Source organism: Thiolapillus sp. (genome assembly GCF_048562965.1).
GTDB classification, from domain to species: domain Bacteria; phylum Pseudomonadota; class Gammaproteobacteria; order Chromatiales; family Chromatiaceae; genus Thiolapillus; species Thiolapillus brandeum_A.
This window is the reverse complement of sequence record NZ_JBHNMF010000065.1, coordinates 1-11,128: the sequence shown is the minus strand read 5'-3', so window position 1 is coordinate 11,128 and position 11,128 is coordinate 1. Positions and strand designations below refer to the sequence as shown.

13 protein-coding genes and 1 tRNA gene are annotated in these 11,128 nt (G+C 54.6%); 13 read left to right on the top strand and 1 reads right to left on the bottom strand.

The features are described 5' to 3' along the window. The 10 genes from ACOCD2_RS05765 to ACOCD2_RS05720 form a co-directional block, all read left to right on the top strand. On the top strand, positions 1–233 hold a 233-nt coding region (locus tag ACOCD2_RS05765; RefSeq protein WP_419596078.1), incomplete at its 5' end, for a hypothetical protein. A gap of 147 nt (positions 234–380) precedes the next feature. Beyond that, positions 381–1,058, top strand: a complete 678-nt coding sequence (locus ACOCD2_RS05760) for an OmpA family protein (protein WP_293645517.1) — start codon at positions 381–383, stop codon at positions 1,056–1,058. A 528-nt stretch (positions 1,059–1,586) separates the two neighbouring features. Then, on the top strand, positions 1,587–3,494 hold the full coding sequence (gene thrS, locus ACOCD2_RS05755; protein WP_293645513.1) for a threonine--tRNA ligase: 1,908 nt from the start codon (positions 1,587–1,589) through the stop codon (positions 3,492–3,494). A 53-nt stretch (positions 3,495–3,547) separates the two neighbouring features. Then, positions 3,548–4,069 carry a translation initiation factor IF-3 gene (gene infC, locus ACOCD2_RS05750; protein WP_371414987.1) on the top strand — a complete coding sequence of 174 codons (522 nt, stop codon included), beginning with the start codon at positions 3,548–3,550 and terminating at the stop codon, positions 4,067–4,069. Positions 4,070–4,166: 97 nt separating this feature from the next. Then, a complete protein-coding gene (rpmI, locus tag ACOCD2_RS05745) occupies positions 4,167–4,361 on the top strand; it encodes a 50S ribosomal protein L35 (protein ID WP_293645511.1) in 195 nt (64 codons plus the stop codon). A 27-nt stretch (positions 4,362–4,388) separates the two neighbouring features. Then, a complete protein-coding gene (gene rplT, locus ACOCD2_RS05740) occupies positions 4,389–4,748 on the top strand; it encodes a 50S ribosomal protein L20 (RefSeq protein WP_293645509.1) in 360 nt (119 codons plus the stop codon). A gap of 154 nt (positions 4,749–4,902) precedes the next feature. After that, entirely contained in the window at positions 4,903–5,916 is a 1,014-nt protein-coding gene (gene pheS / locus ACOCD2_RS05735; RefSeq protein ID WP_293645507.1) for a phenylalanine--tRNA ligase subunit alpha, read from the top strand. Between the two features lie 13 nt (positions 5,917–5,929). After that, positions 5,930–8,308 carry a phenylalanine--tRNA ligase subunit beta gene (gene pheT / locus ACOCD2_RS05730; RefSeq protein WP_293645505.1) on the top strand — a complete coding sequence of 793 codons (2,379 nt, stop codon included), beginning with the start codon at positions 5,930–5,932 and terminating at the stop codon, positions 8,306–8,308. Positions 8,309–8,313: 5 nt separating this feature from the next. Next, complete coding sequence (gene ihfA, locus ACOCD2_RS05725) at positions 8,314–8,610, top strand: integration host factor subunit alpha (RefSeq protein ID WP_293645503.1); 297 nt, start codon at positions 8,314–8,316, stop codon at positions 8,608–8,610. Then, on the top strand, positions 8,594–8,950 hold the full coding sequence (locus ACOCD2_RS05720) for a MerR family transcriptional regulator (RefSeq protein WP_293645501.1): 357 nt from the start codon (positions 8,594–8,596) through the stop codon (positions 8,948–8,950). The genes ihfA and ACOCD2_RS05720 overlap by 17 nt, the downstream gene beginning before the upstream one ends. Before the next feature lie 36 nt (positions 8,951–8,986). Here the strand turns inward: ACOCD2_RS05720 and ACOCD2_RS05715 are convergent, their stop codons facing one another. Continuing rightward, positions 8,987–9,445 carry a DUF3592 domain-containing protein gene (locus ACOCD2_RS05715; protein WP_293645499.1) on the bottom strand — a complete coding sequence of 153 codons (459 nt, stop codon included), beginning with the start codon at positions 9,443–9,445 and terminating at the stop codon, positions 8,987–8,989. 178 nt (positions 9,446–9,623) lie between these two features. Here ACOCD2_RS05715 and ACOCD2_RS05710 point away from each other — a divergent pair. The 3 genes from ACOCD2_RS05710 to ACOCD2_RS05700 all read left to right on the top strand — a co-directional run. After that, a tRNA-Pro gene (locus ACOCD2_RS05710) sits at positions 9,624–9,700 on the top strand. Between the two features lie 138 nt (positions 9,701–9,838). Continuing rightward, a complete protein-coding gene (locus ACOCD2_RS05705) occupies positions 9,839–10,756 on the top strand; it encodes a mechanosensitive ion channel family protein (RefSeq protein ID WP_305800182.1) in 918 nt (305 codons plus the stop codon). 129 nt (positions 10,757–10,885) lie between these two features. Then, a partial coding sequence (locus ACOCD2_RS05700) for a PLDc N-terminal domain-containing protein (RefSeq protein ID WP_419583522.1) occupies positions 10,886–11,128 on the top strand: 243 nt, incomplete at its 3' end.

The following is an 11,128-nucleotide window of genomic DNA, read 5'->3' as shown; positions in this document are numbered from 1 at the left end:
TATATAGCAGTATGGGGTCGCAAGAGCAATACCAGGCCTTCCATTCTGCAGCACTTTATTTCGTACGGAATTGGTACGGAAAATGTGTGAGAGAGCGCCTCAGCTGTTTTATCCGGATGTTGTATTTTTACCAACCGGTGCATAAATTTGATGTATTGAAGGGTTTTATCCGTATTTTTCGCGCTGCTGGCAGCATTTGTGGTGTTTTTGCACTGTTGGATTTGTACAATTAGCCCAGTCTCCGTTATACTTAGCAAAGTATGGTCTGTATAGTGCCTTCCATTGCAGGTAGGTAACAGAGTTTTGAGGAATTGGTTGTTGAGGGTGGGCAGTTGAGCCCCGGTCAAAAATAAATGTCTACATATCAGGAGAAAGACAAGATGTTTAAAGATGCAAACAAGAAAATCGCCACCGTAGCGGCAGCTGTGGGCTTGATTATGGGTTCAACCGTGGCTTCGGCTGAAGATCCCATGCGCGCCTATGCGCAGGACGCAGAAAAATCAGTCGTTACCAATGCTTATGGTGAGTGCTGGCAGTCCAAGGGTGGTGTCAAGCAGCTGGTGGAAAAGTGCGGTGACGTTATCGCCAAGGAGGAGCCTGCTCCTACACCTGTACCCGTTGATGGTGACGACGACAACGACGGCGTGCCTAACAGCCGTGACAAGTGTCCCAACACCCGTGCGGGTGCTACCGTTGATGCCGACGGTTGTGAAATCACTGAAAACCTGACCATCAACCTGGTGGTTGAAGAGTTTGATTTTGACAGTGCCGTGCTGAAACCGGAAATGAAGGCCGCTCTGGAAGATTTTGCCGACAAGGTCAAGGCCAGCCCCGGTCATGAGTCTGTTACCGTTATCGGTCACACTGACAGCACCGGTCCTGAAGCTTACAACCTGAAGCTGTCCGAGCGTCGTGCTCAGGCTGCAGCTGATTATCTGGAGTCTCTGGGTATCGATTCCATTACTGTCAAGGGCATGGGTGAGAGCCAGCCTATCGCCGACAACAGTACGCGCGAAGGTCGTGCACAAAACCGTCGTATCGAGATCACCACTCACTAAGTGGCGCTCTTGAAGCGCCTGAAAGGGCGCTGACGAAAAACCGGTGTCCTGATTGCTAGGATGCCGGTTTTTTTATGTACAGGATGTACGGTATGCCGCGGGCGCAGGGATGCGCAGGAGCGGCGCATCTCCAGGGATGGGGTGCACTGGCACACTCCTGCATTGCCAGCACTTCCGCCATCCCTGGCGGTCGTATGCCGTGAGAGGTCAGGGCACTGGAACTGCTCCATGCAGTTCCAGTATTTCCTCCATCCATGGAGGTCATGGACCGGAGCGGCGCATCTCCAGGGATGGAGTGCACTGGCACACTCCTGCATTGCCGTACTTCCGTCATCCCTGGCGGTCGTATGCCGCGTGTGCAGGGCACAGGAGATGCTTTCAGCAGCTCCAGCATTTTCTCCTTCCCTGGATGTCATGGGCAGGAATGAAAGCGCTGCAAACTGCAGTTTATCTTTTCAAGCAGGCCGCATACAATACGCGGCTTCAATTCACGTGGCCTTTGGTAGGGGCCACCACTGAGGACAGCTCATGCCGGAAATTACACTTCCTGATGGTTCAAAACGATCATTCGATCATCCTGTTACGGTCGCTGACATAGCGGCGGATATCGGTCCGGGGCTGGCCAAGGCCACGCTGGCCGGCAAGGTCAACGGTACATTGGTCGATGCCTCCACTCCCATCGATTCAGATGCCGACGTGGCTATTGTTACCGAACGTGATGAGGAAGGCCTGGAAGTCATTCGGCATTCCACGGCGCACTTGCTGGCCATGGCAGTCAAGGAATTGTTTCCCGATGTCCAGGTGACCATCGGTCCCGTGATCGACAATGGCTTCTACTACGATTTCTCCTACAGCCGTCCTTTTACGCCGGAAGATCTGGAAGCGATCGAAAAAAAGATGAACGAACTGGCCAAGGCGGACATTCCTATCAGCCGCAGCGTCATGCCCAGAGACGAGGCGGTCAGGTTCTTCCGGGACATGAACGAGGAATACAAGGCCGAGATCATCGAGTCGATTCCCGCCAACGAAGACCTGTCGCTCTATACACAGGGCGGGTTTACGGATCTCTGCCGGGGACCTCATGTTCCGAGCACGGGCAAGCTGAAAGCCTTCAAGCTGATGAAACTGGCGGGTGCCTACTGGCGGGGTGATTCGAACAACGAAATGCTGCAGCGCATCTACGGCACGGCCTGGCGTAACAAAAAGGAGCTGAAACAGTATTTGCACCGCCTGGAAGAAGCGGAGAAACGTGATCACCGCAAGATCGGCAAAGCCCAGGACCTGTTCCATACCCAGGAAGAAGCACCGGGCATGGTGTTCTGGCACGACAAGGGCTGGCAGATCTATCTGGTCGTCGAGGATTATGTTCGCAAGAAGCTGCGTGAGCACGGGTATCAGGAAGTGCATACGCCGGAGATCATCGACCGCAGCCTGTGGGAGAAGTCCGGTCACTGGGACAAGTTCGGCGACATGATCTTCACCACCCATTCCGAGAACCGCGACTACGCCATCAAGCCCATGAACTGTCCTGCCCATGTGCAGATCTACAATCATGGTCTCAAGAGCTATCGGGATTTGCCCCTGCGCCTGGCGGAATTCGGTTCCTGCCATCGCAACGAACCCTCCGGTACCCTGCATGGCCTGATGCGTGTGCGCAACTTCGTGCAGGATGACGCACACATCTTCTGTTCCGAAGAGCAGATCCTGTCAGAAGTCTCCGCCTTCATCGACCTGCTGTTCGAGGTATACCGGGATTTCGGTTTCGAGGATGTGCTCATCAAGCTTTCCACCCGGCCGGAGAAGCGTGTCGGTGCGGATGAACTCTGGGACAAGGCGGAAAAATCCCTGGAGGATGCACTCAATCACAAGCATCTCGAATGGGAACTGCAGCCGGGTGAGGGAGCCTTCTACGGCCCCAAAATCGAATTTTCCCTGAAGGACTGTCTCGACCGCGTCTGGCAATTGGGCACTATCCAGCTCGATTTTTCCATGCCGGAACGCCTAGGAGCGCACTATATTGCAGAAGACAACAGCAAGCAAGTGCCGGTGATGCTGCACCGGGCGATCCTGGGATCACTGGAGCGTTTCATCGGTATTCTCATCGAACATTATGCCGGTGCTTTGCCCGTCTGGCTGTCGCCGGTACAGGCGGTTTTGATGAATATCACAGACAAGCAGGCCGAATATGTCGAGAAAGTGGCGGAAAAGCTGAAAAAACAGGGCATTCGGGTACAAATAGACTTGAGAAACGAGAAGATCGGCTTTAAAATCCGCGAGCACACATTACAACGCATTCCCTATTTGCTGGTCGTTGGTGACCGGGAAATGGAAAATGCTGCGGTAGCGGTGAGAAAGCGTGGAGGTGAAGACCTCGGGGCCATGCCCGTAGACGAATTTGTTTCTCACCTGCAGGAAGATTTGAAACAGCGGGTATAGACGGTGGAAAGCACCTTCATGCTCAAGCAAGCAATTTACAGAGGAATCTGACTATAGCTAAACAAGACAAAAGAAACCGCCTGAATGCTGACATCACTGTACCCCAGGTAAGACTGATCGGGGAAGATGGTGAACAGGTGGGAATCGTCCCCATAGAGGAAGCTATGGAAGCCGCTGCCAAAGCAGGACTCGATCTGGTCGAGATCGTACCCAATGCCGAACCGCCGGTTTGCCGGATCATGGATTATGGCAAGTTCGTGTTCGAGGCAAAGAAGCAGAAACAGGCGGCCAAGAAAAAGCAGAAGCAGGTTCAGGTAAAGGAAATCAAGTTCCGCCCCCGGACAGACTCCGGGGACTATGCAATCAAGCTGCGGAATCTGAGACGCTTTCTGGAGAACTGTGACAAGGCAAAGGTCACCATGCGTTTCCGGGGCAGGGAGCATGCCCACCGTGAACTCGGTGCAGAGGTGCTGACCCGCATCGAGAAAGACCTGGAAGAGATCGCCCAGGTCGAACAGCGCCCGGCGATGGAAGGCCGCCAGATGGTCATGGTGCTGGGACCGCGGAAAAAATAGATTTTACTGCCCCGGAAACGGGGCGTTTCAACAGTGGCCGGGCCAATAGGCATTGCCTTGGTCACTCGTATTTCATCCTTGCTACAGGAGAGAGAAAATGCCAAAGATAAAGACCAATCGAGGTGCAGCCAAGCGTTTCAAGAAAACTGCTGGCGGCTTCAAGCGAAACCAGTCTCATCGCCGTCATATTCTGACCAAGAAGAGCACCAAGCGTAAACGTCATTTGCGTTCACCCGCCATGCTGCACAAGTCTGATGTTGCAGCAGCTCGCCGTATGATTCCATACGCCTGATTCTGATTTCGTTATAGGAGATTTACTATGCCTCGCGTAAAACGTGGTGTCACGGCGCACAAGCGTCACAAGAAGGTTCTGAAGCAGGCCAAAGGTTATTACGGTGCCCGCAGCAAGGTCTACCGGGTTGCCAAGCAGGCGGTCATCAAGGCCGGGCAGTATGCCTACCGCGATCGTCGTCAGAAGAAGCGTCAGTTCCGTTCCCTGTGGATTCAGCGTATCAACGCTGCCGCACGCATGAACGACTTGTCCTACAGCCGCTTCATCAATGGCCTGAACAAGGCGGGAATCGAAGTTGACCGCAAGATGCTGGCGGATATTGCCGTACACGATATGCCAGCATTTAGCCAGCTCGCAGAAAAGGCCAAGGCCGCTCTCGCGAGTTGATCAAGCCCGTCGCGCCCCGGGTGCGGCAGATTGACTGAAATGTCTTGCACGGCTGTTTCTCAGCAATGCTGACAATGCGAACGACGGGAAAGGCCTTGAAGGTCTTTCCCTTTTTTTGTTTTCCGGGTTTCCCGGACCTGAAGGTACAGATTTCATGGATCTCCAACAATTGACCGAACAGGCGCTTACTGCAGTGCAGGACGCCGCCGATCTGCGTGCACTGGACGAGGTGCGCGTCGCTTATCTGGGCAAGAGCGGACTGTTTACCGAGCAGCTCAAGCAACTGGGCAAGCTTTCCAAGGAAGAGCGTCCCAAGGCGGGACAGGCGATCAACCAGGCCAAGCAGACGCTGCAGAAAGCGATCGAGGCCCGCAAGACGGCGCTCGAACAGGCAGCACTGGAAGCGCGCCTGGCGAAGGAGCGCATCGACGTGACCCTGCCGGGCCGCGGCATGGACAAGGGTGGTTTGCACCCCGTGACGCGTACCATGGCGCGTATCGAAGAGATCTTTGCCAGTGCCGGTTTCAAGGTGGCTGAAGGTCCCGAGATCGAGGACGACTACCACAACTTCGAAGCGCTGAATATCCCGGCCCACCATCCTGCACGGGCCATGCACGATACCTTTTATTTCGATGCCCACCGGCTGCTGCGCACCCACACCTCGCCGGTACAGGTGAGGGTAATGAAGGATGCCGAGCCGCCTTTCAAGGTGATCGCACCCGGGCGGGTCTATCGCTGTGATTCCGATGTCACCCATACGCCCATGTTTCACCAGGTGGAAGGTTTCATGGTGGACGAGCATGTCAGTTTCGCAGACCTGAAAGGTATCATGCACAGTTTCCTCAAGGCCTTTTTCGAAAAGGACCTGAAGGTGCGCTTCCGGCCTTCTTATTTTCCTTTCACCGAACCTTCGGCGGAGGTGGACATGGAGTGCGTCATGTGCGGCGGGGAGGGCTGCCGTGTCTGCAGCCATACCGGATGGATAGAGATCCTGGGCTGCGGCATGATCCATCCCGAAGTGTTCCGTCACGTGGGCATCGATACAGAAAAATACAGTGGTTATGCCTTTGGCCTGGGCGTGGAGCGCATGACCATGCTGCGCTATGGTGTGAACGACCTGCGCCTGTTCTTCGAAAATGATCTGCGCTTCCTGCGCCAGTTTGCCTGAGGGGTGAAAAGAGATGCAATTCAGTGACGCCTGGTTGAGAGAATGGGTAAACCCGGAAGTGAGCGTAGAAGAACTGGCTGATGCGTTGAGCATGGCCGGCCTGGAAGTGGACGGGGTGGAGCCTGCCGCTGCTGATTTCAGCGGTGTGGTCGTGGGCAAGGTGCTCAGCTGTGAACGCCATCCTGATGCGGACAAGCTCTCGGTATGTCGTGTCGATGTCGGTGAAGATGAGCCGGTTCAGATCGTTTGTGGCGCGAAAAACGTGGCAGCCGACATGAAAGTGCCGGTGGCGCGCGTGGGCGCGGTGCTGCCGGGCAACTTCAAGATCAAGAAGGCCAAGCTGCGCGGCCAGCAGTCGATGGGCATGATCTGCTCTGCCGCCGAACTGGGCCTGGCAGAATCGTCCGATGGCATCATGCCCCTGCCGGCCGACGCGCCCGTGGGCGAGGATTTCCGGGACTACCTGTCCCTGGACGACCACATCATCGACGTGGACCTGACACCGGATCGGGGTGACTGTCGGAGCATCGCTGGCATTGCCCGGGATGTCGGGGTGATTTACCGCCACCCGGTGACCGACTGGGAGATCAGGGCAGTCCCCGATGCCATTGCTGATGAAAAGAAAGTGGTGCTGACGGCGTCCGAGGACTGTCCACGCTACAGCTGCCGCGTCATCAGGGACATCGACCCCAGGGCACAAACTCCCCTGTGGATGCAGGAAAAGCTGCGCCGTAGCGGGATACGCGCTATCAGTCCCGTTGTTGACATCACCAATTACGTGATGATCGAGCTGGGCCAGCCCATGCACGGTTTCGACCTGGCCAGGATCAGCGGCGCTGTTCACGTACGCCGGGCGGAAAAGGGCGAGAAACTGACCCTGCTGGACGGCAGTGAAGTGGAAACCTCGGAAGGCACCCTGCTCATTGCCGATGAGCAACAGCCACTGGCGCTTGCAGGCATCATGGGTGGCGAAGTTTCTGCTGTGACGGAAAGGACCCGGGATATTCTGCTGGAGTCCGCGTTTTTCCAGCCCATCGCCATTGCCGGCAAGGCGCGGGTCTATGGGCTGCACACAGACTCATCCCACCGTTTCGAGCGTGGTGTGGACCCGGAACTGCAGCGCCGGGCGCTGGAGCGCGCCACGGATCTGGTGCTGCATATCTGTGGTGGGCAGGCTGGGCCCGTGGTGGATGTGACAGCAATGGAACATTTGCCCGGGAAATCCGAAATCCATCTGCGGCGCCATCAGATCCCCAGGCTGCTGGGTGTGGAGATCGATGATGCGACTGTCGAAGACATCCTTACCCGGCTGGGCATGCAGGTCCAATCCGTCAGCGATGGCTGGAAAATCGTTGCGCCAAGCTGCCGCTTTGATGTCAGCATCGAGGCAGACCTGATCGAGGAGATCGGGCGTATCTACGGTTATGCCAACATACCGGAAAATCTGTCAGCGGCTCCCGTCAGCATTCAGGCGGTACCGGAAGCATCTTTTCACCTGTTGCGGGCCAAGGAGCTGCTGGTGGATCGCGGCTACCAGGAAGCCATTACCTACAGTTTCATTGCGCCGGAGCTGGCCGGGTTGTTGACGCCTGATGCCCGGCAGATCCGCCTCGCCAACCCCATTTCGGCAGATATGTCGGTCATGCGGGCCAGCCTCTGGCCAGGGCTGCTGTCCACGCTGCAATATAATCTTGCACGTCAGCATGAGCGGGTGAGGCTGTTCGAATCCGGCCAGGTGTTTCTTGAGACAAAGGATGATATCGAGCAACCGGAAATGCTGGCGGGCTTGGTCTATGGGGAAAGAATGCCGCAGAAATGGAACAATGCGCCGGGAAAAGTCGATTTCTACGATATCAAGGGTGATCTGGAAGTGATTCTGGAACTGGTGGGTGACCCGGACAGTTTTGCTATACGCCCCATTGAGGATGTGAGTCTGCATCCGGGTCAGGCGGCGGCAGTGTGGCGCAACGGTGAGGAGATAGGTCGTCTCGGCATGCTGCATCCGGGGCTGCAGTCCAGACTGGGTATCTCCGGCAATGTTTTCCTGTTCCAGATCCGGCTGCAAAGCCTGGAAGAAGGGCGTCTTCCCGCCTATCAGGCAGTTTCACGCTATCCGGCCATCCGCAGGGATCTGGCTTTACTGGTGAAGAAGGATCTTTCCTGGGCCGATGTGAAAGCCTGTGCCCAAAAAGCAGCGCCGGAAATTGTGCGAGACATCCAGGTTTTTGACGTTTATACTGGGGACAATATAGACTCAGGTCTAAAAAGTCTTGCTTTAAGCTTGATTTTGCAGGATTATTCTCACACGCTTACTGATGAAGAAACAGAACAGGCAGTCGATGCGGTACTTAAGGCACTGAACACCGAACTGTCAGCAAAATTGCGGGATTGAACAGAATGTCACTGACAAAGGCAAAAATGGCTGAAGCCCTGTTTGACGAACTGGGGTTGAACAAGCGCGAAGCCAAAGGACTGGTAGAACTCTTTTTCGAGGAAATTCGGGGCGCTCTGGAGAATGGCCAGCAGGTCAAGCTTTCAGGATTCGGCAATTTTGATTTGCGTGAAAAGAACTCCCGGCCCGGAAGAAACCCGAAAACAGGTGAAGAAATCCTGGTAAGTGCCAGGAGAGTCGTTACCTTCCGCCCCGGGCAGAAACTGAAAGCGAGAGTGGAAACCTATGCTGGATCCGAATAGCAGCGCTGTCGAACTGCCGCCCATCCCGGGAAAACGATACTTTACCATCGGTGAAGTCAGCGAACTGTGCCAGGTGAAACCCCACGTGCTGCGATACTGGGAACAGGAGTTTCCACAACTCAAGCCGGTCAAGCGTCGTGGCAACAGGCGCTACTATCAGCGACATGATGTCATCATGATCCGCCAGATCCGCAGCCTGCTCTATGAGCAGGGTTTTACCATCGGAGGGGCAAGGCAAAAACTCGACGGTGAAGATGCGCAGGAAAACAAGAACCAGAGCCATCAGATTATCCGCCAGCTGCTGGCTGAACTGGAAGAAGTCGCCCAGATTCTCAAATAACTGTTTTCTAACGGCCGGTTGTACTGAATTCTTTCGTTACTCTACAGATTCTTCTTTTTCCCAGCCTTTTGTCGCCTTGGCATAGAACCAGGCTGCAAACATCAGGACGATAATCCCTGACGCCGCAAAAATGATGGCAACGGCCCACAGGGACTTGAATGAGCCGATGAATGCTTCTTCCGGCTTGTTTTCCCTGTACAAAACCCGTACCGGATCGCCCGGTTTGTACTGTTCCGCACGGCTGGTCACCTTAGAGGTGAATTCAACAGTTTTGCCGTCTTTCGTCGTGAACTTCACCTGAGGGAAATAGACCAGGGAAGTAGACTTTCCTGCCTTTGACGACATATAGGGGGCGTTGCGGATAACAGTGCCTTCAGTGGTGAGGGAACTGTCGAGCAGCTGTTTTGAAGCACGCCAGTGCTGATAGCCCTGGGTGAGCAGTACGGCGGCGATGCTCAACAGGATGAAAGGAACCACGAATCGGAAAAACCCCATGAATTTAATGCCTTGCCATGTTGGTCGATAAAGAGAGTCTTATTCTACATGGCATGGGATATTGATGACAGGCATCTGTATTTGTGATTTGTGGGCAATGAGAGGCGGCATGATCGGCTGTATGGCTTTCATGAGTATTGACAATCAACCCGGCTGCGCCTAACATGCCCGCTCTTTCCGGAGCGTAGCGCAGCTTGGTAGCGCACCACAATGGGGTTGTGGGGGTCGGAGGTTCGAATCCTCTCGCTCCGACCAACAAAAAGGGCCAGTTGAGTTTCAGCTGGCCCTTTTTTCTTGTCGGCAACTGAAGCCGTTTTCCATCAGGAAAGAGTTGCCCAAGCGCCTGTCGCAGGGCATCATTAACCGACCATTTCGAACAAAAGGAGAAGAAACATGGCAGCAGAAGCCGCAAAAGAGGCTGTAAAAGAGGCAGCGGCAGCAGCCCAGCCCGTTGATGTAGTGCAGGAAGTCACTGACTTGCTCGATCCTGACAAATCGGCGCAGATGCTCGAAGCAGGCAAGGAAATGCTCATGCAATACGGCCCCAAGGTACTGGCGGCTATTGCTGTTTTCATCATCGGCAAGATGCTGGCGAAATGGCTCAAGAAAATCGTTGCCCGTGTAATGAACAAGGCGGATGTGGACCCACTGATCGTCGGTTTTACCACCAGCCTGGTTTATATCGGCCTGATGGTGTTCGTGGTGATTGCCGCGCTCGGGCAGATCGGGATACAAACCACGTCCTTCATCGCGATTTTGGGTGCTGCCGGCCTGGCCATTGGTCTGGCATTGCAGGGTTCACTGGCCAATTTTGCAGCCGGGTTCCTGCTCATCATCTTCCGTCCGTTCAAGGTGGGAGATGTTGTTGAGGCGGCAGGCGTCACCGGGAAGGTGGATATCATACAGATTTTCACTACTACCTTGAAAACACCAGACAACAAGACAATTATCATTCCCAATGCGAAACTGGGCAATGACAATATCATTAATTATTCCACCCAGGAGACACGGCGCGTTGATATCACCGTGGGTGTTTCCTATGATGCAGATCTGAAGGAAGTGCGGAATATCCTGGAAGATATCGTGGCCAAGGACGAACGCATACTGAAAGATCCACCGCATCAGATAGTCGTCGGGGAACTTGCCGACAGCAGCGTCAATTTCTTCGTGCGTGTTTGGGTGAAATCCTCAGATTACTGGGATGTATATTTTGATGCCAACGAGACTGTAAAGCTTCGCATGGATGCAGCAGGTATCGGTATTCCTTATCCGCAGAGAGATGTGCACCTGTATGAGCACAAAACAGCCTGATAGCTGTTGTTTGCACAGAAAACAGTCCGAGTGGGCGGTTTGTTACTGTAGCACCTGCCAATACGGCTTTTCGGCGGGGAATGCTGGCGCGTTCTATTCCGGTAAATTTCTGCGCTGTTCATGAGCAGGATGAGCATCGCAGCCGGAATCTTTCTGCTTTTCCAGGTGGCCGGTTTCATCAGTTCGCTGCATGCCATTCTGAACACCCGCACCTCCCAGGGAGCCATTGCATGGGTAGTCAGCCTGAACACCATGCCGGTGATCGCGGTACCGGCGTACTGGGTGTTTGGCCGCAGCAAGTTTCAGGGGTATGTCGATGCCCTGAAAGACACCAACCTGATCATCGAGGAGGACAAGAAAAAAATACATCAG